The sequence below is a fragment of the Mucilaginibacter sabulilitoris genome (assembly GCF_034262375.1).
GTDB classification, from domain to species: domain Bacteria; phylum Bacteroidota; class Bacteroidia; order Sphingobacteriales; family Sphingobacteriaceae; genus Mucilaginibacter; species Mucilaginibacter sabulilitoris.
In genome coordinates, this window is the sequence record NZ_CP139558.1 from 1,099,757 (window position 1) to 1,125,614 (window position 25,858).

At 42.8% G+C, this 25,858-nt stretch carries 13 protein-coding genes; 9 read left to right on the forward strand and 4 right to left on the reverse strand.

The genetic code is table 11. The features are described from left to right. Nucleotides 1-192 precede the first annotated feature (192 nt). From ltrA to SNE25_RS04925, 9 genes are all read left to right on the forward strand, one after another. Nucleotides 193-1,482 carry a group II intron reverse transcriptase/maturase gene (gene ltrA, locus SNE25_RS04885; RefSeq protein ID WP_321560076.1) on the forward strand — a complete coding sequence of 430 codons (1,290 nt, stop codon included), beginning with the start codon at nt 193-195 and terminating at the stop codon, nt 1,480-1,482. Nucleotides 1,483-1,493: 11 nt separating this feature from the next. After that, nucleotides 1,494-2,414, forward strand: coding sequence for a reverse transcriptase domain-containing protein (locus SNE25_RS04890; RefSeq protein WP_321566204.1), 921 nt, complete (start codon nt 1,494-1,496; stop codon nt 2,412-2,414). Nucleotides 2,415-2,614: 200 nt separating this feature from the next. Continuing rightward, on the forward strand, nt 2,615-2,755 hold the full coding sequence (locus tag SNE25_RS04895) for a hypothetical protein (protein ID WP_321563969.1): 141 nt from the start codon (nt 2,615-2,617) through the stop codon (nt 2,753-2,755). 342 nt (nt 2,756-3,097) lie between these two features. Then, nucleotides 3,098-7,249 (forward strand): hybrid sensor histidine kinase/response regulator transcription factor, encoded by a 4,152-nt coding sequence (locus SNE25_RS04900; protein ID WP_321563970.1) that lies wholly within the window; start codon nt 3,098-3,100, stop codon nt 7,247-7,249. A 307-nt stretch (nt 7,250-7,556) separates the two neighbouring features. Continuing rightward, nucleotides 7,557-8,759 (forward strand): glycoside hydrolase family 5 protein, encoded by a 1,203-nt coding sequence (locus SNE25_RS04905; RefSeq protein ID WP_321563971.1) that lies wholly within the window; start codon nt 7,557-7,559, stop codon nt 8,757-8,759. A gap of 212 nt (nt 8,760-8,971) precedes the next feature. Beyond that, complete coding sequence (gene galA / locus SNE25_RS04910) at nt 8,972-11,737, forward strand: beta-galactosidase GalA (RefSeq protein ID WP_321563972.1); 2,766 nt, start codon at nt 8,972-8,974, stop codon at nt 11,735-11,737. A gap of 30 nt (nt 11,738-11,767) precedes the next feature. Then, nucleotides 11,768-13,924 carry a glycoside hydrolase family 3 C-terminal domain-containing protein gene (locus SNE25_RS04915; protein ID WP_321563973.1) on the forward strand — a complete coding sequence of 719 codons (2,157 nt, stop codon included), beginning with the start codon at nt 11,768-11,770 and terminating at the stop codon, nt 13,922-13,924. Nucleotides 13,925-13,944: 20 nt separating this feature from the next. Beyond that, nucleotides 13,945-16,353: a glycoside hydrolase family 2 TIM barrel-domain containing protein gene (locus SNE25_RS04920; protein ID WP_321563974.1), complete on the forward strand. Its 2,409-nt coding sequence runs from the start codon at nt 13,945-13,947 to the stop codon at nt 16,351-16,353. Between the two features lie 84 nt (nt 16,354-16,437). Further along, on the forward strand, nt 16,438-17,574 hold the full coding sequence (locus SNE25_RS04925) for an acyltransferase family protein (protein ID WP_321563975.1): 1,137 nt from the start codon (nt 16,438-16,440) through the stop codon (nt 17,572-17,574). Nucleotides 17,575-17,980: 406 nt separating this feature from the next. Here the strand turns inward: SNE25_RS04925 and SNE25_RS04930 are convergent, their stop codons facing one another. The 4 genes from SNE25_RS04930 to SNE25_RS04945 form a co-directional block, all read right to left on the reverse strand. Then, entirely contained in the window at nt 17,981-19,477 is a 1,497-nt protein-coding gene (locus SNE25_RS04930; protein WP_321563976.1) for a cellulase family glycosylhydrolase, read from the reverse strand. A gap of 85 nt (nt 19,478-19,562) precedes the next feature. Next, a complete protein-coding gene (locus SNE25_RS04935; RefSeq protein ID WP_321563977.1) occupies nt 19,563-21,029 on the reverse strand; it encodes a glycan-binding surface protein in 1,467 nt (488 codons plus the stop codon). A 24-nt stretch (nt 21,030-21,053) separates the two neighbouring features. Further along, on the reverse strand, nt 21,054-22,628 hold the full coding sequence (locus SNE25_RS04940) for a RagB/SusD family nutrient uptake outer membrane protein (protein ID WP_321563978.1): 1,575 nt from the start codon (nt 22,626-22,628) through the stop codon (nt 21,054-21,056). Nucleotides 22,629-22,650: 22 nt separating this feature from the next. Beyond that, nucleotides 22,651-25,830: a SusC/RagA family TonB-linked outer membrane protein gene (locus tag SNE25_RS04945; RefSeq protein WP_321563979.1), complete on the reverse strand. Its 3,180-nt coding sequence runs from the start codon at nt 25,828-25,830 to the stop codon at nt 22,651-22,653. Nucleotides 25,831-25,858 lie beyond the last annotated feature (28 nt).

The window sequence follows — 25,858 nt, forward strand, 5'->3', positions numbered from 1 at the left end:
GAAGATAAGGTACACCGGACTAAAGGAGCTCCGAAGAAAGGTGGAGGCTGATATGGAAGTCGGACCTGTTCATAGTATTCTGAGCGCAGGAAAGCTGCGTACACGGGGAAGGGACAGGCAGGAATGTAACACAGTAAAGGGACACATGAACCTTACAAATTATGGAAACATGAACACAGAGAAGGAGAACGCATGAAAACGCAACTGAGCAGTGTAGCCGTGAAGGCAAAATTAGACAAGAGGACGGTGTTCACCTCTTTGGCGCATCTTTTAACACCAACTTTCTTAAAGGAAACATGGAAGAAGATGAACAAGAAAGGAGCGCCGGGAATCGACAAGGAAACAATGGCAGCTTTTGCAGAAAAGCTGGAAGAAAGAGTACAAGAAATGCACGAACAATTACGAGCAGGTAAGTATTATGCGCCACCAGTACGCCGGGTAGAAATACCCAAAGATGGAGCCAAAACGAGATTGTTGGGTATACCCACCGTTTCCGACCGGTTGCTGCAAGCTGCTGTAGCAAGGATACTGAATGCCGTGTTCGAGCCTGTCTTTCTGAACTCATCATGGGGTTACAGGCCAAAGCGAGATGCACATGGCGCGATAGGCGCATTACGAAGCCACATTATTGCAGGCAAGGTAATGCAAGTCTATGAAGCAGATATACGTGCCTACTTTGACAGGGTAAATCATGATTGGTTAAGACAATTTCTAAAGCAGAAAATTGCAGACCCGGTAATACTCCGATTGGTTGACAAATGGCTCCGGGCGGGAATAATGTCCGACGGGCTGAAAATCAGTAAAGAAGACGGAGTACCACAGGGTGGCCCGGTATCGTGCATACTGGCAAATGTATATCTGCATTACGTACTCGACCTATGGTTTGAAAAGAAGTTAAAAGCTTCTTGTAACGGCGAAGCACACCTGGTGCGTTACGTGGACGATTTTGTGGCTTGTTTCCAATATGAAAGAGACGCGATTCGCTTTGGCAAGGAACTGAAGGAACGCTTCCAGGAGTTTCATCTGGAACTGGCAGAAGAAAAGACAAGGTCAATGCCATTCGGGCGGTTCGCCAGAGAACGGGGCAAAAGCTTTAACCAACCTGTTGGAAAGTTCGACTTTCTTGGCTTCGCTCACATCTGTGGGACAGACCATGAAGGTAAGTTCGTTCTAATTCGAAAACCCAGACAGAAAAGCTGTCGAAAGTTCCTTGACAGGGTAAAGGAATGGTTGAAACGACATCCACACTATGATGTGTGGGATCAGCAGAGGCAAATACTGTCGATGTTGAGAGGTTTCTATCAATACTACGCCTTAACACATTGTGTGGAGAAATTGAACCTGATAAGGCTCTATGTGAGAAGGTGTTGGCGCTTTGCTATCAGACGCAAAAGCCAGCGCACTCGCTCGCAATGGGGATATCTGGACAATAAAAAGTGGTTTGAAATGCCCTATCCACAATTGTTACACGCTAATATCTAATTATGCAAAGAATGGACAAACATCCTGAAGAGCCCGTTGCGGGAAATCTGCACGGCGGGTTCTGTGGGGGAAGCAAGGGAGTAATCTGTGCTTCTACCCGACACAACATCCCGCATGATCTGCTCATGCTGTCTGTTGAGAAACATGCAGCGGACGAATGGATGGTAGTATACATCAAAAGATGGCTGGTAGCACCCTTGCAACTGGAAGATGGAACGATAGTGCAAAGGACGAAAGGCGTGCCGCAAGGCTCGGTGATCGGTCCCATACTATCAAACCTTTACCTGCATTACGCAATGGATATGTGGCTGATGAACAACTATCCCGACTTAGCTTTCGAGCGGTATGCGGATGATGCAGTCATTCATTGCAGGCGAGAAGAACAAGCTATCTGTTTAAAGGAACTACTGGCTAAGCGACTGAAGGATTGCGGACTGGAGATGCACGAAGACAAAACAAAGATCGTCTACTGCAAAGACAGCAACCGTACCAACAAAAGCCCCAAAGTAGTATCGTTCGACTTCCTTGGTTACACGTTCAAGCCGCGACAAGCGCAGAACAGCCAACGGAAAGAGGACTTTACCAACTTCCTGCCGGGCGTAAGCACAAAGGCAATGACAGCGATGAATGAAAAGCTGAACAACATGCCGATACTGCGCATACCAGGCATCGAAGTCGAGGCAGTTGCCAAAGCCATAAATCCTGTCCTGCAAGGTTGGATTAACTACTATGGCAAGTTCTATGCGACAAGGTTGAGAGACTTTATGCGCACGATAAATGCCAAAATAGCCAACTGGGCAATACGGAAATACAAAAAGCTTAGAACCAGCGTCACCAGAGGAATGAAATGGGTAAGCAGCCTTTACAGGCGTAAACCCAACTTGTTCGCACACTGGGCATTCGGTGCTAAGCCATTAATGGAACTACGATAATGGGAGCCGTATGCGCGGAGACGTGCACGTACGGTTCTGATAGAATCTCAGGCTGCAATGCCTGGGTTTACTAACTAATATCTAAATGATTAACTAACCAAAGGGCTGCGTCTTAGAGGTGGTCCTTTGGTTAATATTATATTGATCAGGGCTCGTTATTTACGGGTTAAAATAACAAGCGGTGTTAAAGGGATATGGGAATGGAATATTTATTAGCCAAACTTTTCAAAAGCAACATGATCAGGGTATTGCTCATGCTGTTTTTCCTGGAGCTCCATGCCTCGTTATCACCCGGGTCACAAATAAGGTATGTGTGCTTTGATATACCATGGTGTATATGAATGCTTTAAATGCAATAAAGTCGGATTTTTACAAAAAAAAGTCCATTTCAATCAAATTTTGAAATGTGGTTTACTGTAGGTTTGACTTAACCAATATAAAGAAGCAATACCTCAAAACTTTGCATTAATATCCCTGCACTAACGGTCTTACCGATGATAAAATTATCAGCGCCACAGATAAATGAACAATAAAAAACTAAATTATGCTTCAAAAATTTGGGGGTTTTTGGAATTATATAGTCAGAATTCGATATTTACGAAAACCATATCCGGAAAATCTTGCATTTATTGCTGATAACCTGATCTATTGATTGAATTTTATAAATATCCGATCTTTAAGCTATGAGATATAAATTAGCCCTAAGCGCTCTTAGCTTACTGTTGATGCTTCGTGTTGTTTTTGCGCAAAATGGCAAATACCAATTTTCACAACTGAATATAAGCAATGGTTTGTCTCACAATCAGGTCAATTGTGTTTTTAAAGATTCTGAAGGTTTTATGTGGTTCGGCACTGCCTCGGGCCTTAATCGTTACGATGGTTATACGTTAAAAATATTCAAACATGATGCTGATGATAAAAAATCCCTTATCGGCGATTTTATAACCGGTATTTTTGAAGGGCCGGATAAAAAGCTATGGGTATCAACCCGAAGTGGCTATTGTTTTTATAACCCCGAAACAGAGCAGTTTGATAGTGATATTTCACTCATGGCCGGTTCTTTAAAAATCCCGGGATATCCCTATGTCTCTAAAATGATCCGCAACGGCAAAGGCGAGTTTTGGTTTGTCTGCCCGGATTCTGGCCTTTACAGGTATAATGAATTAAACAAAACAACCAGGCGGTACTATCACCATCGATCCGGTTCATTATTGCATTCAAATCTTATTGCAGATATTACACGGGATGCAGTTGGTAATATATGGCTGGTATACCATGATGGCGTGGTTGAAAAACTTGACATCAAACAGAACAAAATTACTTATCACACCGATCTTTTTAGTAAATCTGCCAGTAATAAGGAGGGATATTACGCAATTACCGTAGACCGGGATAATGATTTATGGTTATACTCTCCTAATTTTAATTCCGGCGCATATTATTACAGTCCTTCTTCGGGAGCATTCAGGCACATTACCGATGAATCGGGCGTAGTAAAATTAAAGTCCAATAACATTAGCAATATTATCCAGGCTGATGATGGCCTGATATGGATAGCCACCGATCATGGCGGTATAAACGTGCTGGATAAAAAAAGTTTCATGGTCACCTATTTATTGAACCGGGAGGATGATGGCAAATCGCTAAGTCAAAACAGTGTGACCCTTTATAAAGATGATTCCGGTATTATGTGGGCCGGCACATTTAAAGAAGGGGTAAGTTATTATCATAAAAATATTATCAGGTTCCCGCTCTACAAGCATTTTGCTTCTGATCCCAGAAGTTTAAGTTTTGAAGATGTTAATAAGTTTGCCGAAGATAAAAGTGGCAATCTGTGGATTGGTACAAACGGCGGCGGTCTGGTTTACTTTGACCGTAAAGCGGGTAGTTTCAAACAATATAAACATGAGCCGGACAATCCAAACAGCCTCAGTAGTGATATTATCGTCACTTTATGTATTGATCATGATCAGAAGTTATGGATAGGTACTTATTTTGGTGGGCTGGACTGTTTTGACGGAAAGCAATTCATTCATTATAAACATGACGATAAAGTAGCCGGCAGCATTGCTGATAACCGGGTATGGAATATTCTTGAAGATTCTTCCAACAGGTTATGGGTAGGAACATTTGCAGCAGGGCTTCAAATATTTGACAGGACCAAAAAAATGTTTTCCCCATCATTTAAGCAAACAGATATCAGGAGCCCTTATGTATCCGCGCTTTTTGAGGACAGGAAGGGTAATATTTGGGTGGGGGGATACTTTGGGATAGATGTAATTTTAAAAAAGACAGGTCGTGTAATTCACTATAGCGCTGGAAAAAAAGATGCAAACAATTTGATCAGTAACAGTATCAATGGTATCAACCAGGATAGCCGCGGGCTTATCTGGATAGCAACGCGTGATGGACTGAGCATGCTGAACCCGGAAACCGGTTTTTTTAAATCCTTAAGAAAGCAGAATGGACTGCCGGACAATACCGTACTGGATATACTGGAGGACAACCAGGGGGCAATCTGGTTAAGTACGGCAAACGGGTTGAGCAGGGTAACACTTACTCCTGATAAAGCTGCTTACACGTTCAGGTTTGAAAACTTTGATGAAACTGACGGCCTGCAGGGCCGGGAATTTAATGTGCAGGCGGCACTCAAAACCAGTAAGGGCAAATTAATATTTGGAGGAGGGCATGGTTTTAACATTTTCGATCCTTTAACTATACATGCCAATATATATAAACCTAAATTGGTCTTCACTGATTTTTTGCTGTTTAACAAAAGCATCAAGGCTAAAGAGGAAGTTAATGGACATATTGTATTATCAAAAGCCATTACGGCAACGCGCACGTTGACATTAAAGCACAGCGAAAACGTATTTACCATTGAATTTGCGGCATTGAACTTCTTTAACCCTAATAAGGTAAAACATCAGTACATGATGGAAGGCTTTGACAAGGACTGGCTTGATGCGAATAATGCCACCCGAAAAGCCACCTATACCAACCTTGACGGTGGCGATTATATTTTTAAAGTGCGGGCGATCAGTCAGGAAGGAAGATGGGAGCCTGATTACATAACGTTAAGAATTAAAGTATTGCCCCCGTTCTGGAAGTCGACCATAGCCTATTTTATTTACATACTGCTTTTGGCCGGAATTCTCTTTTTCATGCGCCGGCGTGGAATTCAAAAAATAAGAAGGCAGTTTGAAATTGAAAAAGAGAAGCAGGATGCTAAATTATTAATTGAGCATGAACGACAGGAAGCCAGGCGTATGCATGAACTTGATATGATGAAGATCAAGTTTTTTACAAATGTAAGCCATGAATTCAGAACCCCCTTATCATTAATCATAGCCCCCGTTGATAAGATTTTAAAGCATACTGAGGCGGAGGAACAAAGACACCAACTGCAGTTGATCAACCGTAATGCTAAACGTTTATTAAATATGGTAAACCAGTTGCTTGACTTCAGAAAAATGGAAGTACAAGAGCTCCGGCTGCATACCAGGAGCGGGGACATTATAGGCTTTATCGAAGAAATCGTGTATTCCTTCTCGGATATTGCGGAGAAAAAGTACATCAGACTGGTATTTGACTCGGAAATCCAAAGCCTTGTAATCAACTTTGATCCCGATAAAATAGAGCGCATCATCTTCAATCTGCTTTCCAATGCATTTAAATTTACACAGGACGGCGGACATATTAGTGTTTTATTGGCGATGAGGGAAGAAACACCTGGTAAACGGTTACTGGAGATCAAGGTTATTGATACAGGTATCGGAATCCCCCTGGATAAGCAGGACAGAATTTTTGAACGTTTTTTTCAAAATGAAGTGCCTGGCTCTATGGTTAATCAGGGCAGTGGTATAGGTTTGTCCATAACAAGGGAATTTGTCCGGCTGCATAATGGCGAAATATCAGTAGAGAGCGAACCGGGACAGGGTAGTTATTTTACAATACTGTTGCCTGTTGACTTAACAACTGAGGAACAATTAGCCGCCCATGCATCTGATATTTCCGAAGCGGCACTAATAGAAAGCCAGACCTGGTTACCGGCAGGAACCGGCAGCACAATTAAAAAACTGACTGTTTTACTGGTTGAAGACAATGAAGATTTTCGTTTTTACCTGAAGGACAATTTAAATGAAATCTTTCATATCATCGAGGCTGCTAATGGCAGGGAGGGATGGCAGAAGACCCTGGCCCTGCACCCTAACCTCGTAGTCAGTGATATCAGTATGCCCGAGATGAATGGTATTGACCTATGTCGGAAAATACGTAATGATAAACGGACATCACACATACCTGTGGTATTACTTACCGCTGTTACCGGGGATGAGCAGCAATTGCAGGGGCTTGAAACCGGGGCCAATGACTACCTCACCAAGCCTTTCAATTTCGAGATACTGACGTCGAAATTGAAAAATATACTGGCCATGCAGGAAGATATGCGGAAAACTTATCAAAAGCAACTTGAGGTTAGGCCAACAGAAATAGTGTCCGATTCATTTGATGAAGCGTTTATAAAAAAAGCAGTACAATTGATTGAAAAAAATATGGACAACGCCGATTTCTCGGTAGAAGAACTGAGCAGTGAATTGTGCGTAAGCCGGGTAACATTGTATAAAAGAGCGTTGGCGTTAACAGGAAAGTCACCGGTAGACCTTATCCGGTCTATTCGTCTGAAGCGCGCTGCTCAATTACTTGAAAGTTCACAGCTAACTATATCTCAGATAGCATACAAAGTTGGTTTTAAAAGCCAAAAGTATTTCGTGCGATGCTTTAAAGCAGAATTTAATTGCCTTCCGTCTGCATATGCAGGTAATAAAAATAAGTAACGTTTTGGGAGCAAAAGAGGTGAACGATAGCCTGAATCGTACGCTTCTTTTGCCTTTTTTGTTAACGTTTCTTTTATCGATTTCAGCTTCTATCGGTCTGAATTTTTGACACTAACAGTTTAAGGTATTGTTAATCAGAATGTTGATTTGTATTAACATTTGTACCCCCATTTATAAACAATCGATTGCGTAATGCTTTTTAGCTTTAAGCCGGTAAAACCAATAACTGATCTTCAGATCACCTGGTGCAATTAAAAGCTAAGTCTATTGGTGACTTCCAATATTATAACCTAATTAATTTAATACTATGCTAAAACCTGTCCTATTGTGTGCCTGGACTATTTTTTCGGCTGTTTTATTGATAAACACCAATGCCCGCGGCGCCTTTAAAAAGCCAATAAAAGATACTGCTGTTGCCAGGGCGATCTATCCGTCATATAATACATCACCTAAAGCTCCCGATATAACAGGGATGGGTAACACAGCGGTTCAGCAGGCTGCACTTATAAAGATAGGTTGGAACATTGGAAACACGATGGAGGCCCCAGGGAGCGAAACAGGCTGGGGTAATCCCTTAATCACAGAGGATTATATCAAATTTATAAAGCAGATCGGGTTTAATGCTATCCGCATTCCCTGTGCGTGGGATCAATATGCAGACAAAAAAAGTGCTAAAATACAGGATGCCTGGCTAAACCGGGTGAAACAGGTAGTTGGATATTGCGTGAAAAATGATATGTATGTATTGCTCAATATTCATTGGGATGGCGGCTGGCTGGAGAATAACTGCACGCCGGTTAAAAAGGATGCTGTTAATGCCAAGCAAAGAGCATATTGGGAACAGATCGCGACAGTTATGCGCGATTTTGACGGGCACCTAATGTTTGCCAGCGCTAATGAACCCGCTATAACTGATGCCAGCCAGATGTCAGTATTGCTTTCCTATCACCAGACTTTTGTTAACGCAGTGAGGGCAACTGGCGGCCGGAATACTTACCGGGTGCTGGTTGTTCAGGGACCAAGTACCGATATTAAGAAAACGAACGATCTGATGTCCGGCCTACCAGCTGACCAAGTTGCAGACCGCTTGATGGTAGAGGTACATTACTATTCTCCATTCAACTTTTGTATTATGGAGAAAGATCAATCATGGGGTCGTATGTTTTATTACTGGGGAAGCGGTCATCACTCCCTGTCGGACACTTCGCGAAACCCAACATATGGAGAGGAAGCCGAAGTCAGAAATGCATTCCAACTGATGAAAACCAAATATGTGGATAGGGGTATCCCCGTCTTGATGGGAGAATATGGAGCCTACAGGCGGACTACGCCCAAAGATCTGACTACACATAATGAAGCGGTAGATTATTGGATAAAGTTTACCACTCAGCAGGCTATTGCTAACGGCCTCAAACCATTTTTTTGGGATATAGGCGTTGCCATAGACCGGCGAAATAATAAGACGCTCGATCAACCTACCATTGATGCCCTTATGGCCGGTAGCCATTAAAATAAGGTCGAATGATCAGGGGCATTAACTATCTGGCTCCTGTGCCTTTATGATCATACTCTTTATGTTAAAAAAATGTCACTCAATTTATGTTTAAAAAAATGAAATGTTCCTGCTTCGTTTACTTTTTGATTTTATCCTTTATTGCTTTTTTTAAAACAGCGGTTGCCACAGATACAAAACCACCAGTTTCGCCACGAGAACATTTATCAATGGATCATGACTGGCGGTTCGCATTGGGGCACGCTTATGATGCCTCAAATGATTTTTATAATGGCACAGGCGGCTTCTCTTATTTCGCTAAAACCGGATACGGTGACGGTGCTGCGTCGCCGGAGTTTGATGACAGGGGGTGGCGTAAAATTGATCTTCCGCATGACTGGGCCGTTGAACAACCCTTTAGCCCAAAGGGTACTTTAAGCCACGGATCGAAGGCTATTGGCCGTAACTTTCCGGAAGCCAGTGTAGGCTGGTACCGTAAAACTTTTGTTATCCCGGCCGGCGATCTCGGTAAGCATATCTCGATTGCATTTGACGGTGTTTTCCGGAACAGCATAGTCTGGATAAACGGTCATTATTTAGGTACCGAACTCAGCGGGTATAACAGCTTTGAATATGATATTTCTGAATATTTAAATTATGGCGGCAATAATGTTATAGCTGTAAGGGCTGACGTAACTATGGAAGAGGGTTGGTTCTATGAAGGTGCGGGGATATACCGGCATGTGTGGCTTAATAAAACAGACCAACTGCATATTGCATCAAATGGAACATTTGTTACAACCCAATTAAAGAATAATACTGCCAATGTTACAGTAACGGCTACTGTTATCAATAACGATAAAAAAGAAAGGAGCTTTAGCATAACGCAAACCATTGTTGATACCGATGGTAAATCACTCGCGACAAGCAAGCTGTCAGGACTTACTTTGAAACCCTTTGCATCTCAGGATGTGAAAAGCATTTTATCTGTTAACAATCCCAAACTATGGTCGCTCGAAAGCCCCTACCTGCACCGGCTCGTCACTACGGTTGAAGAGAACAGAAGCATTGCTGACAGTTATACAACAACCTTTGGGATCCGCACCATCAGGTTTGATGCTAATGAAGGCTTTTTTCTGAACGGAAAACATGTTAAAATAAAAGGGACCAATAATCACCAGGACCATGCCGGTGTGGGCACTGCCATGCCCGATGCTTTACAGGATTTTCGTATCCGCACCCTGAAAAGTATGGGTTGCAATGCCTATCGCTGTTCGCATAACCCGCCAACACCCGAACTGCTGGATGCATGCGATAGATTAGGTATGCTGATTATCGACGAAAACCGCTTAATGGGTGTGGCATCAACGGAGTTGAATGATGTCAAAAGGATGATCCTCCGGGATCGTAACCATCCCAGCATTATAAGCTGGTCTATAGGGAACGAAGAATGGGCCATAGAAGGCACCGTTACCGGGGCTCGGATAGCTGCTACGATGCAGGCTTTTGCCAAATCGATTGATTCAACACGCTATATCACCGCAGCCATAAGCGGCGGCATTGGTTCCGGAATATCTACGGTGATCGATGTCCTGGGATACAATTACGTGGCTACTAAAAATACGGATGTACAGCATCAAAAGTACCCTGATCAGTTTAGCTGGGGTACGGAGGAAGGATCGACAGTAACATCAAGGGGTATCTATGAGGATGATATGAACCGGCACCAGCTTGCCGCGTATGACAGAAAGCAAAACGATTTTTTCTACAGCCTGGAGCAAGGATGGAAACATTATGCTTCGCGCCCGTACCTGGCAGGGATGTTTATATGGGCAGGTTTTGATTACCGGGGCGAACCTACGCCTTTTGGATGGCCTTCAATCGAATCGTATCATGGTATGCTCGATGCCTGTGGTTTTCCCAAGGACGACTACTATTATTTAAAGTCGTGGTGGACTAATCAAACCGTCGTACACCTGTTGCCGCATTGGAACTGGCAGGGTAAAGAAGGCCAGGAAATACGTGTGTGCGCTTATAGTAATTGCGACGAGGTTGAACTTTTTCTAAATAAAAAGAGCCTCGGCAAAAAAAAGATGGAGCTAAACGGGCACCTGGAATGGCCGGTAAAATATGAGCCGGGAACACTCGAAGCCATAGGCTATAAAAATGGGGTAAAAGCAGGCGATGATGTTGTTAAAACTACCCTAGCGCCAGCCGGTATTAAATTACAGGCTAACAGGAACGCTATCAAGGCCGATAGCAAAGATATTGCCGTAATCACTGTACTAGCAAATGATAAAAACAATCTGAGGATGCCGACAGCCGAAAATGAGATAGGTTTTTCAATTGAGGGGCCTGGTAAAATTATAGGCGTTGGCAACGGTGATCCTACTTCGCTCGAAGCTGATCAATACCTGGAAAAGATTGACCTTATTCAAATCGGCAATTTGAAAGAAAAGTTCGTGGACAATCTGAATGTCAGGGCCGAAGTTGCATCAGACTATGATGACAGCAGCTGGCAAAACGCTTTTAAAGATACCAGGGATGACGAATTTGGCCAAAAGGTAAAAGCTGTAGTTTACAGGGCCGGATTTACTATGCCGGCAGATTTCGCAAGCGCGGTCACTACCTTTTTCAGTAAAGGTATAGGCAAGGTACAAAGCATTTATATAAACGGTAAGGAGATCGGGCATGAAATTAAAGCGGAGAGTGGGAACCCTGAATTTAAACTGGAAGCTTCGTTGCTGCACCCGGGCATCAATATCATCGCCATCGTGGCTACGCCTTTACTAAAAGCCAATATCTGGGCAAGCGTAAATACCGATCCCGGCCTGATCCAACTGGTTTATTCCGCAGCGTCCTATAAACGGAAACTGTTTAGCGGGTATGCGCAGGTCATTGTACAATCAACCGGGGGGCCTGGAAAGATCACTTTAGAAGCAACGTCGCCGGGGTTAAAGGCATCGGCTATTGAAATTACAGCTGCTGATAAATAATGTTAACCAATAAATCAAGAAATAATATTTATGAAATATACAATTGCCTGTGTTATCTTGCTATTCTTTTCCGGCAAGGTTTCGGCGCAGCATAAAAGTGAAAAGTCTCTTAAAGCCAGCATCAGCAGTATTATCAGGAAAATGACACTGGAAGAAAAAATAGGCATGCTTCATGGTAATGCTTTATTTTCTTCAGCGGGCGTGCCCCGCTTAGGCATTCCTGAACTGACATGTGATGACGGACCATTAGGCGTGCGTGAAGAAATAAAGCGTTTTGATTGGGCCTCGGCTAACTGGACAACTGATTCTGCTACATTTTTACCGACTGGATCGGCCATAGCGGCTACCTGGAATCCGGTAATGGCCAATAAATACGGGGTGGTTATAGGGGAGGAAGCAAATGCCCGTAAAAAGAACGTGATGCTTGCTCCGGCATTTAATATTTGCAGAATGCCCCTTTGCGGCCGCACGTATGAATATTACTCCGAAGATCCCTATCTGAACAGCCAGTTAGCCGTTCAATCTGTAAAAGGAATTCAAAGTCAACATGTAGCAGCCTGTATAAAACATTTTGCTGCCAATAACCAGGAACTTGACCGTGATAGCGTAAACACGATAGTTGATGAAAGAACTTTACAGGAAATCTATTTCCCGGCATTTAAAGCCGCCATACAGCAAGGGAATGCTTACACGATTATGTCTGCCTACAATAAATTGAATGATTATTGGTGTTCTGAAAATGATTTTTTACTAAATAGGGTACTAAAAAACAAATGGGGCTTTAAAGGTGTGGTCATGTCAGACTGGGCCGGGACGCATCATACAGTTGAAGCCGCAAACAATGGACTTGACATTGAAATGGGATCAAGCGGACCGTATGATCAATGGTATTTTGCCAAGCCTTTGCTCACAGCTGTTAAAGCCGGCCAGGTTTCGATAAAAACAATCGACGATAAAGTGAGCAGGATCTTATGGCTCATGTATCATACTTCTATGAGCACCAATCACCCTAAAGGATCAATTGCTACACCGGAGCACGCTAAAACCGCCTATGATATCGCCTCAGAATCTGTCGTTTTGCTAAAAAATGAGAATCATTTATTGCCCCTGAAAGCAAGCGCGATCAAAAGTATTGCTGTGATCGGAAATAATGCTGTACGTACATTCGCTTTAGGTGGCTACGGCGCGGGTGTAAAGGCTAAACATGAGGTTACCGCATTGGAGGGCATAAGATCAAGGTTTGGAAACACCGCCAGTATCAGTTTTGCACAGGGTTACAGAGCCAATTACCTGGCCAGCAAAACTGACGAACAAAACCGCGGCTATGATAAACCCGATCAAAACCTGATTAATGAGGCCGTGGCGCTTGCAAAAGCCAGCGATGTGGCCATTTTATGTATTGGCTCAAACCGGGAATATGAGAGCGAGGCCCATGATCGTAAGAGCCTGGAACTGCCCTTTGGAGAACAGGTCTTGGTTAATGCCGTGAGCAGCGTTAACCCCAATACTATTATTGTAGTTATGGCCGGCGCACCATATGACCTGGGTGAAATTAAAAGATCAAACCATACCATTGTTTGGTCCTGGTTTAACGGGTCGGAAGCCGGTAATGCCCTGGCTGACGTATTAAAAGGACTTATCAATCCATCTGGCAAGTTGCCCTTTACCTTCCCGGTTTCTTTACACGATTCACCTGCATTCAGTTTGAATACTTATCCGGGAAAAGGTGCGACGGCCGACTATAAGGAAGGTGTACTGGTCGGATATCGCTGGTACGATACGAAGAACATAGCGCCGCAATTCCCTTTTGGCTATGGTCTTTCCTACACTGATTTTTCTCTCAGTAAATTTTTGACCGATAAATCAAGCTATAAAAAAGATGAAACGATCCGCGTCAGGTTTACGATCACCAATACCGGGGGCTTATACGGAGCCGAAGTTGTCCAGTTATATGTAAGCGACCCGGTTTGTTCGGTATTGCGTCCAGAGAAGGAGCTTAAAGCTTTTGAAAAGATATTTTTAAAACCCGGCGAAACCAGAACAGTGAAAATGCAGGTGAAAGTTGCTGACCTGGCATTTTATGATGAAGTAAAAAAAGACTGGAACGCAGAGGCCGGTGAATACATCTTGGAGTTAGGTAACTCATCCCGTAATATTATTCAGAAGATTAAAATTGCAGTTAAGTAACTGTATAAAGTTCTCATTTTATGAAAGCAATAACGACGGCCTTCCTGTTTCTGGCCTGTAGTGTTTTAAGTTTCGCCCAACCCCGGGGTGTTATGGGGCGGAAGCAATTGTTCGATGACGATTGGAAATTCAAGCTGGGCGATGACTCCCTGGCCAGGTTAAGCGATTTCAAAGATACTGACTGGCGCAGGCTTGATCTGCCACATGACTGGAGTATTGAGGGAAAGATAAATCCTAAAAATCCAACCGGGGGTGCAGGCGGTTACTTTCCGGCGGGCATTGCCTGGTATAGAAAAACTTTCAGGGTTCCGCGTGAGTGGAATGGAAAAAGTGTTACCGTTTACTTTGAGGGCGTATACATGAATTCCGAAGTGTTTATCAATGGGAAATCACTTGGCGTTCGTCCCTATGGTTATTCTTCATTTAGTTATGACCTGTCACCATATCTGAATTTGAACAAAGAGAATGTAATAGCTGTACGTGTAGATAATTCAGGGCAAATGAACAGCAGATGGTATAGCGGCTCGGGGATCTATCGCCATGTTTGGATGAGGGTCTTTAATCCGGTACATGTGGCCGATTGGGGAGTTGCGGTTTCAACGCCGGAAGTATCGGCAAAACAGGCCTCGGTTCAGGTTAAGGCTGTGATAAAGAACGAAACCGCCTTTGCGCAAAAGCTCGTTATTAGCACCCAGTTATTGTCGGCGCATGATAAAGATGCGGGAAATAACGCTATCAGGTTAGAACTTCCGGCCAACAGCGAAAAGGAAATTACGCAAACTATAACAGTATCAAAACCCTCGCTATGGTCGCCTGAAAATCCTGATCTGTACCGGGCTCAAATCCAGTTATTAAAAGGTAATGATATTATAGACGAAACAAAAACGGCTTTCGGTATACGCACTATAAGGTTTACTGCTGAGCATGGATTTCAACTTAACGGCAAAACGGTTAAGATAAACGGAGGATGTGTGCATCACGACAATGGTTGCCTGGGTGCTGCTGCTTTTGACCGGGCCGAGGAGCGTAAGGTAGAGTTGTTAAAAGCTGCAGGTTTCAACGCGGTAAGAACATCGCATAATCCACCCTCCGAAGCTTTTTTAGATGTTTGTGACAGGTTAGGCTTATTGGTTATTGATGAGGCTTTTGACGGTTGGAGAGGCGGTAAAAACAGATACGATTACTCGGTATATTTTGACCATTGGTGGAAACGTGATCTGGAAACAATGGTACTGCGTGACAGGAACCATCCCTCAATTTTTATGTGGAGTATTGGTAATGAAGTGTCGGAAAGAAAAACACCCGAAGCGGTTGTAACCGCTAAAATGCTTGCGGGTACCGTTAAAAATATAGATACAACAAGACCGGTTACATCTGCTATTGTTACCTGGGGGAATGAATGGAACTCTTTTGATCCGCTTATGGCTGTTCACGATGTTTGCGGCTATAATTATCAGTTACAAAGCGCCCCTGCTGATCATAAAAGGATACCCTCCCGCATTATTGTGCAGACGGAGTCCTATCCGCGGGATGCGTTTGTCAATTGGAAACTGGTGCAAAATAACAGTTATATCATTGGTGATTTTGTATGGTCGGCCATTGATTATTTAGGTGAGTCAGGAATCGGGCGTTCATATTATTCGGGGGATGTGCCCGGAGAGAATTGGGAAAACGATTTTTTCCCCTGGCATGCCGCTTATTGTGGTGATATAGATTTAATTGGGTGGCGAAAACCTATATCGCACTACCGGAGCTTGCTGTACAATGACAAGGAGGAGTTATACATGGCCGTCCGTGAACCAAACCCGGAGCCATTGGAAATTAAAGAGACCAGATGGTCGGTATGGCCGACCTGGGAAAGCTGGACTTGGCCGGGTTTTGAGGGGAAGAAAATTGAAGTTGAAGTATATTCGAAATATCCCAAAGTAAGGCTTTATCTCAACAATAAACTGCTCGGTGAAAAACCAACAACAGAAGAACAGGAATATAAAGCAATTTTTTCGGTGCCCTATACGCCGGGGCTCCTGAAAGCTGTCGCTGTTGAAAATGACAGGGAGGCAGGGTCCGCTATGCTGCAAACTTCCGGTAATGCTGCAAAGATCAGGCTGATGGCCGACCGAAAAGAAATACGGGCGAATGGTCAGGACCTGTCATACGTGAAAATTGAAGTAACGGATAAGGATGGGGTAATTCAACCTAATGCTACAGATCACCTGCGGTTTAAGCTTGAGGGGACAGGTACCATAGCCGGAGTTGACAATGCCGATATCAAAGATTTTGACGCCTATACGGGCAGCTCACGGAAGGCATGGCACGGGCAGGCGATGATTGTTATCAGGAGCACCCATAATGCCGGTGATATTAAACTTACAGTTACTGCTCCAGGCCTGTCTCCGGCAACTTTAGATATCAAAACACTTGGGATTTAGCGCAGAAAAATGTATCTATGATATCTTAATTGGATATTGCGGTGCGTCATAGTAGATCAACCTCGAACTTAACTAAACTTTTATATGGTACCAACAAGGTATTATAAGCCCGAGTTAGATCTGCTTCGGCTTTGCGCATTTCTGTTTGTATTCTTAACACACCGGATGGACCTTGCGCCAATTGATCCGGCGCAATATTATTGGGGATATCACATTAGTTTAATAGGGGTTTTTGGCGTTCCGCTTTTCTTTTTCCTCAGTGCCTTCTTAATAACAGAATTGCTTACTAAGGAGCAGGAACAATTTGGAAAAATCAGTATCAGGTCTTTTTATATCAGACGCATCCTTCGTATCTGGCCATTGTATTTTACCTTCTTTTTTGGAATGGTGTTGGTTACTCACCTCTCGGACAAATTTGGGTATATATCACCCGGGACGCAATTGGCATTCAGTTTATTTTCCGGTAACTGGTATATTACTTTCCATAACTGGCTTCCGTCTTATCCCATTAACCCGCTCTGGAGTATTTCTGTTGAGGAACAACTTTATATTTTGCTCCCATTGGTGGTATTTTATGCAGGTAAACGAGGGCTAAAAATTTTTTCATTTCTTGCACTTTTGGCGGCTTACGCAACTGTTATCTACTATGCTCAAAAACCTACAGAAGGATTTAGCGGTGAGTGGACAAACAGCTTTGTGCAATTCCAGTTTTTTGCGATAGGTATCCTCTTATCCGTTTATTTAAAGGGCTGGCAACCTAAATGGCACGTAGTTACCCGAATTACCGTATTTATGGCGGGGTTGGTATGTTGGCTGTTGGCCTCAATAGTATGCGAAGTTCATGCTGACGCTCCACACCTTTCAACCATTTCACAAGCAATAGCTGGCTGGTTATTGATACTTACCGGAGTTGTACTGTTCTTTTTGTCTTTCTATGGGTGCCGGGCAAAAAAAATGCCAGCTCCGTTGGTGTATCTGGGGCGCATCTCTTATGGAATGTACGTGTTTCATATCACCATTTTTTGGTTGGTCTATCAGATATTTAAGGATGAACTGGTATCTTTTAGCACCATGGTTGGTTTGTATGAATGGAAAAACGATGTTGGTTTCGTTATCGCTTTTCTCATTACGGTTATTATTTCCCTGTTGTCTTATACTTTTTTTGAAAAACCGTTTCTACGGTTAAAAAAGCGATTTACCTATATTCCGTCGAGAGATTAGTAACATGTAACCGGACATTTTGCAAGAACCATATATATCTTTAAACTTTTTACTGTATGCTATCATCCTTATGATAAGATGGCTGAAGTTTGAAGGATATAAAGAAAAAAATACAGGGGCTTTGTTAAGCCCCATGCATTCACTTATAATCAACAAAAATCTCTCTTATTTAATTGGGGCCGCCCTGATTGATTAGTAATCATTTTAAAGTTTGAACCGGGGCGTCCTCTTCACACATGTTTTTAAATTTGAAGTGTTTGAGGTAAAAAAATGCCGGGACCAGACTAAAGCCCCAGGCATTTACTTATAATCAACTAACTTTCTCTTATTAAATTGGATTACCTTGCTCTTATGGTTAACAGCTTCAAGATTTTGATAGTCTTTTACTCTAAAATCTAACCTACGCTTAAAAACCGGCTCCTTTTCTCAGTGAATCCAATGTGCGCTGGTTTCCTATGGTGTTGGTTTGACGGTTGAACACATCGCTTGCCCATAAAAATGGCAGCACACCATTTGCTTTGGCTTGTTGTGTTACATAACGATAGAAATGCATCTGGGAATTAACGGACAATAGCGAATCCGTTGGATAGCCTTTTAATTTATCGGCATGATATTCTGTACCGTATTCCCCCATAATCATAGGGATCCCTTTATCCACGAAGTTTACCTTTGCCGTATGGAATATAGAATCTACATAACGTTCTTCTGTGGAGGCTGCAGAGTTTCGGTCCAGGAACAGCGGATTTTTTGTATGAAGGCTGCTTCCCCAGAAAAAAGATTCTTTGCCCCAACTGGCGTCGGCAGATAATATGCAAAAATTTGATGGGGTATAATAATGGAATTCAAGTATCATTTTATTAGGAGTCGGGTCTACGGGTAATGGCACTACTTTAAACACATTACTTGACTTCAAGTATTCGTTAGCCAAATCGATTGAAGTTGAAGGCGACTGAATAATCAACGTACGATAATTGTTTTTACCGCCAGTACTGCGCACGGCATTAATAAACGTTTGATGATAACGCATTAATACGTTTGATGTTGGTACATCTGTAGCATTGGGTTCGTTGGCACTGGCAAACATTAAATGCTCGTCAAAATCCCTCAAGGTTGTGGCTATCTGCTCCCAATATGCTTTTTGCTTAGCATTAATGCTATCCTGTTTAGCTCCTGTTGCTGTACAATCAAGCCAGCCACCGTCCCAATGAATATCAACCATTGCATACATATTATCATTAATACAATATTGCACTACGTCTTTAAGCCGGCTGAGCCAGGCAGGATCTATTTTTGCTGTAGCCCTGTTGATGATGTGTGACATATCATACTGAACAGGTATCCTTACGGCATTCATTCCACTATTTTTAATCAGATTAATCAATTGCTGACTAATTACCGGGTTTCCCCATCCTGTTTCGTCACCTGGTGCCTCCATTGTATTATAGATATTATACCCCATTTTAATATTTGCTACCAATTGCGTAGCCGTACTGTTCATGCCGGTTGCATCTGGCGCTTGGGGAGATATATTATATGATGGGTAAATTTTGGCATCCTGCATAACAGAAATTCTTCTGCTTTGGCCATTGGCCGAACTTATATTTAAAAGCACGGAACGGCTCATGCCTGATGAATTTGCAGCTGCTGTTAAATTGATGACGGCACCGCCCCCATTGCCAGATGTTTGGTTTAATTGTAACCATCCAATGCCGGTCGTATCCACACTCCAGGGGGCGTTACTTGTAAACTTCAAGGCAACGGTTCCGCCACCTTCGGGTATGGTATCCGTTATGTTGCCAAGTGTAAGTTGCGGAGATGGCGCTGAGCTTTTCTTACAGGAAGCCGTAACTAAAGCGGCAAAAAGTATTCCTGCAATTTTATACCCCATCTTAATTTTTTTCATCTTCATATCTGAATTTTTAATGGAAAAGTTGTCTTTTGTTAGCTAAAGCCCCACATTAACAGTCTGTTGTGGGGCTTTAAGTTGTTTATTTAATTTTGACAACTCTGAAATTGTCAAAAGCACCATAAAACCCTGTTGCTGTTGCCGAAGTACTATAATTATGTATATAAACCAAGCATTCACTGTTTCCTGAAGCGGTTAACAGGTCCGCAATTTTGGATATAGGAGCCCCTTTTCCTTCCCCAAGCGTTGGATCGGTTTTTCGGAAAGAAGACAATGGAATAGTTACAGTTATCCAGCCATTTGTAGTATACGCCGCGGTAGTGGTAGCCGTTTTCTGCCATGGCTCCCACCTGGCTATAGGGCTGCTATCTATCCCACTCAAAATATCAATTGTTCCGCCATTCCATGGTTTGGATACATTTACCTCGAATTTAAATGCCCAATTGCTAACCGGGTCATTCATATTGGCTGTCGGCACCCACTGGGCTCCATTCATACGTATTGCATAACTGGAATATGTATTTCCCTCAGCAGGTGATAAAATACCGGTTTTCAACACCATATATTGTGTCGAATTGCCTGGAAAATCGGGACTGCCGCTGGTGTAGTAGGAACCACCCCACCACTGCCAATTAAAGTTTCCGCCCCATTCCCAATCCGATATTCTTCCGGTTACAACGTCGTTCACATTATAAACAGTAGCGGCCGAGCCAAATTTTGTATTAACAGATACCAGCCCGCTTCGCGTTAAGGCAGGCAAAATAAAACGAACGGAACTTCCATCATTTGATGATTTAAAGGAAGTAATAGGTGTACCCGCAAAAGACAGGGATTGGATGTTTTTAAGATATGTACCATAAACAAACACTGAATCGCCCGGGCTGGCATTTTCGTCTGAAACACCTGTAATCGTTGGTATCGCAACAATTTTAAAATTTGCTGTACCGGATTTTGCGTCTACTAAAATCTGATCGGTGGGCGTTGTTGCCGGCATCAGAAAGCCAAGGGAAGTGCCGTCAGAATTTGATTTAAACGACGGGACCGGGGTTCCTCCATATAAAAAATGTTGAACCAGCACTAAATTTGTGCCATATAAATAAACAGAGTCGCCCGGGGCGGCAAACACATTGGATATTGCCGTAATTGTAGGCGCTGCCGGGCCTAATTTAAAGGCAAACGTTGTTGAACCCGCTGTTGTAGCATACTTTACTGTATACAACTTGGCAGTATCAATAGTTGAAAACTGTATTACAGGTATTTGTACTACGGCACTGTTAGGAGCAAATAAAGCAGTATTGAAATTGGCAGGGACTCCATCAAAATAGATTTGAGTGGCATTTTGCAAATTCTTCCCTGTTATTACTACCCATTGGCCGTTTGCCACAGCTTTATGCAAAACCGTATCATTGGGAGAGGCCACATAACTCCTGATGTTTTCAATAACAGGAGGGGCGCCGGCATCATTGTTCTTTTTACAAGCTGGTAATAAGGCCACTATCAGTAACAAAAGCGGCAAAAAACACAAGCTTTGGTATGATTTCTTTTTCATAACAATATGTTTTAAATGTTCTAATTAATAATAAGGTACCGGTGGATCAGACAATTTCGGGTCAGTTGATACTTCGGATGCTGGGATTTGCAATGTAAACGATCTGATTGTTGCCGGAAGGGCTGGTGATGGGGCTGTGGTATCCGGCTGGGCTATTTGCGTAGCATGGTCATAGGAAAAAGCGATCCGTTTTTGATGATTGATGATATCAAGGGCTTTTTGCGGATTATAATAAGAAAGGCGCACCAGGTCTATCCAATATTGTCCTTCAAAAGCAAATTCAGCTCTTCTTTCTTTAAGCAGCATGTCGGCGGTTAGCGTAGATGCCGGATCAATACCTGCCCGTTCCCTTACTTTATTAAAATAGGTCAGTGCATCACCATCGCTTGTAGTACCATTGTTACCCAAAATAGCTTCGGCATACACCAAATACACATCAGCCAATCTGAGAATGGCATTATGTTCCGGAGACGACCAGATGGTCATTGTTGGTGCGTTATTATCTTTTTCGTTGCCGATAATATGTTTTTTCATACATACCTGAGTTGCTGTATAGCCGCCTCCTGCTGCGTTCAACTCAGGGTAATAATCGCCGGTGAGCATGATAGTGGCTTTACGCCTTAGGGTGTCTTTTGCGGTATACGTCAGATACAGGTCATAGCTTGGTGCCAAAGCTGTCCATGCACCTGTTTTCTGTGGGTTTATATCGTTGCTGGGCGAATAGGTTACCCAGGCGTTACCGTTGCCATAATCTACTCCTGCAGCCCATTGAAGTGCGAATAATGATTCTGGTGAATCATTATATTGTGTCCTAAAGAGGTTATAATAGCTGCTGAATAACGACAATCCGCTGCTTTTACACACATTGCCAGCGTATTTTTTAGCGCTATCCAGCAATGCCTGGTCCCGTGTGCCGTTTTTACCCCAACCGGCCATCGTTAAGTATACTTTGCCCAGCATCCCCTGAGCCGACCAGGTGGTTAGCCTTCCTGGTGCATCTGATTTAGGAAGGTTTTGCGACGCAAAAGTGAGATCCTTAGCAATAAATTTATATACGTCCGAAACAATGTTACGGGTAAGCAAAGGATCTTTTATCAATTTGCTATTATCTTCTATAATAGGTACTGCCCCCCAGTATACAGCCAAATGATAATAAGCTACAGCACGAATAAACTTAGCCTCTGCTATGGCAGCGTTTTTATCAGCTATTGGGATAGAAGAATCCGCCTGTTTTTGTATAGCATTAATCACCGAATTGGCCTGTCCTATAACATTGTACAAGCCTGTCCAGCCACCAGAAAGATACCCATTTTGAGCTGTAATAGTACGCGTATAAAGCTGAACTAAATCGTTGTTCCATTGATAAGTAGCATTTCCGCTCAATACATCACCCAGTGGTATCAAAGCGTTGTTCTGCCATCCCCACCATGGCGCACCGCCGTAAAGACTTGCAGTGGCTAATCGTAAATCTGAAGTGCTTTTGTAAAAATTATTAGAACTGATCTGCGAGTTTGATGGACGATCCAAAAAACTCTTTTTGCATCCTGCAATTGCTGCTGCAATGAGCAAAATGACTAATATTTTATTTGTTGATTTCATAATTCCGCTTTTTAATAGTTGCTTATTTGCCAAATGCGATGTTTGCACCAATTGTATATATTCTTGGCTGAGGATAATAACCATTGTCCCAACCGGCCTGAAGCGGGTTCCATGAACCTATTTCAGGATCCATTCCAGAATATTTTGTAATTATGAATACATTAGAAACAGTAGCAAATACGCGAACTGACTGAAGGTGTACCTTTGATAAAAGGTTGTCGGCTAACCGGTAACCTAATGTTATGTTTTTGCATCGAAGGAACGATCCGTCTTCGATAAACAAATTGGAAGAGCGGTTATTATCGTTGGTATTGTCATTTCTCAATCCCACAATATGTGTATCGGGGTTGGTAACATATACATTATTAATATCTGACGCGGAGCCCTTAGGGTCTTTTAAAGCCAATTTTGCATAGTTTAATGCAGATGTATAATAGGCAGTATTATTTTGCGGGTTGGTTTGTGATATAGCCATCTGATTAAATACCTTATTGCCAACACTGCCGCTTAAGAAAATATTTAAGTCAAAACCTTTATATGTAAAGGTATTGTTGATGCCATACTGGAATTTTGGGATCGGAGACCCTAAATAGGTTTGGTCCTTGCTGTCAATAACCCCATCGCCGTTTAAATCTTTAAACATGCGGTCCCCGTACCAAATACCTCCGCCAGAAGAGGAAATGGGATAAGCTTTACCGCTTTGGTCAACGGGTAGGGCATGTGTCTGAAAATCTTTGGGACTCGCATAAAGGCCATCAAAGATATACCCGTAAAATTCGCCAATTGGCTTGCCTACAACCGTTTTTTCGACTACCTGGTTAATTGTATAGGAGGTTTGACTTAAGTTAGCCTGTGCGCCCCCTGAACCTAAGCTGAGCACTTTATTGATGTTACGGGATATGGTAAAATCAGTTTTCCATGTAAAATTCTTGTTAAGAATGTTGCTGGAGCTAATCCTGAAATCGAACCCTTTATTGCTGACAGCCCCCACATTGGCATATGGCGATTGCATAGCACCAGGTGAATAACCGGTTGTAGTACCTGAATAAAGTGGAAGAGGCACCTTTAACAACAACCCGTTTGTTTTACGGTAATAAACATCCAACGAGAAATTCAACCGCCAGTTAAAAAATGATCCATCAAGTCCTGCATTTGAGTAATTTGTTTTTTCCCATGTTACCTCGGGATTTGCCAGGTTGTTTTGAAATTGCGCTATACCTGAAAGGCCATTAGATACTGTTTGAAGCTGAGTTACGTAAGTATTGCCCGGAATCCCCTGATTGTTTGTAAGGCCATACCCAACTCTCAATTTCAATTCATTTATAGCAGTTATACCCTTTAAAAACACCTCATTGTTCATTTTCCAGGCAAATGCCCCTGAATAGGTACTAACCCAACGATTGTTTGGGGGGAAATTTGATGAACCATCCCTTCGTGCATTAGCTGTGATCAGGTATTTATCATTCCATGCAAAATTTAAACGACCGAAGTAGGATTCCTGTGCTGTGCCGCTACCATTATCCCCCGAATTGGTGGCTGTAGTTGCATCACCTGAACTGATAGCCTGTACGTTATTTGATGCGAAGTTTGACCGGGCGCCCGATACATTTTCGAAAGAGCTCAACTGCGACTCGTGACCCAATAGGGCATTGACATTATATTTACCAAAACTGTGACTATAAGTAAAAAAATTGCGTAATACTTTATAAAAGTTTTGACCCATGTATGAGGAGCCGCTGTTGGTGCCATTAACAGTTTTACCAAAAGTATAAATCGGCGTAAATTTATCTTCAGTACCAAAATCGAAGTTGCCGGATACCTCATTGCGCAATGTTAAATCTCTGAAAATCTGTATTTCCGCATACAAGTTGCCAAATACCTGATCTCTTTTTTTCAAATCTTTTACAATCAGCGCTAAGGCCACAGGGTTGGCAACTCCTGGGGTCCACCCATTGGTGCTGGTAACCCCTCCCCATGAACCATCCGCGTTTTGTACCGGAATATCGGGGGTAAGATTTAGTGCGGTGTTAATGACATTAGAAGCAGTAGAATTTACATTTTCATTAATATGAGCCAATTGCAAGCTTGTTCCGATTTTTAGCCAGTTCGTGGTTTTATTATCTAAATTCACCCGCACAGACGACCTTTTAAAATCTGAGCCAAGCGCTATACCTTGCTGGGTATAATAAGAGCCCGATACCAAGTATTGCGTTCTGTTGTCACCACCGCTTACAGTTACGGTATGGCTGCTTTGTGGTGCTTTGCGGAATAATTCTTTTTGCCAGTCGGTACCGGTACCTAAATATTGCGGGTTGGCAAATTCAGGCCTCACATCAAAACCCCAGGCTTGTGCGCGGGCATTAATAAAGGTGGCAAACTGTTGCAAGTTCATTGTCGGAAGCTCGCCTGGTATTTTTTGATAACCGGTATAAAAATCATAGGATATCTGAGGTGCACCTACTTTGCCTCTTTTGGTAGTAATAACGATTACACCATTGGTTGCCTGCGAACCGTATATGGCCGTTGCCGAAGCATCTTTCAGTACATCTATTGATTCTATTTCGGCGGGATTAATTGCGTTTAAGGGATTAGAGCCGTTGCCGGGGTCATTGACCGGGGGGATAATGATGCCATCTATTACATATAGCGGCGAATTTGTACCACTTATCGATGACACACCACGTATTTGAATAGATACACCGCCACCAGGCTGTCCTGATACTTGCTGAACCACAACCCCCGGAACTTTTCCCTGCAGGGCCTGGTCAAAAGTAGCCGGCTGCGTTTTGCGCAGTTCATTACCCGATATTGAACTTATGGCCCCGGTGGCGTCTTTCCTCTGTATCTTGGCGTAACCAATAACCACTACTTCATTTAAATTGCTGGAAGTTGCATTGAGCCTGATGTTTATCGCACCAGCTTGTTTAACAGTTGCTTCCCGCGGTGCATATCCTAAAAAGCTAAAAACAAGGGTTTTGCCTGGCTCAGCTATTATGGAGTAATTACCGTCAAGGCCAGATACGGCGCTAATGCTTGTTCCTTTAATTTTAATGCTTGCCCCTGATATTGGTTGACTATCATCTGCACTTGTTATTTTACCCGTAATATTTACGGTTTGTGCATAGCCTGTAAAAGAAAAAAACAGGGCGCTGACAAAGAGCCAGCAACGGATCGCTGATTCCCATTTGAATTTTTTTCTCATTTGTTTAATAAATTTAGATTGGTAAATA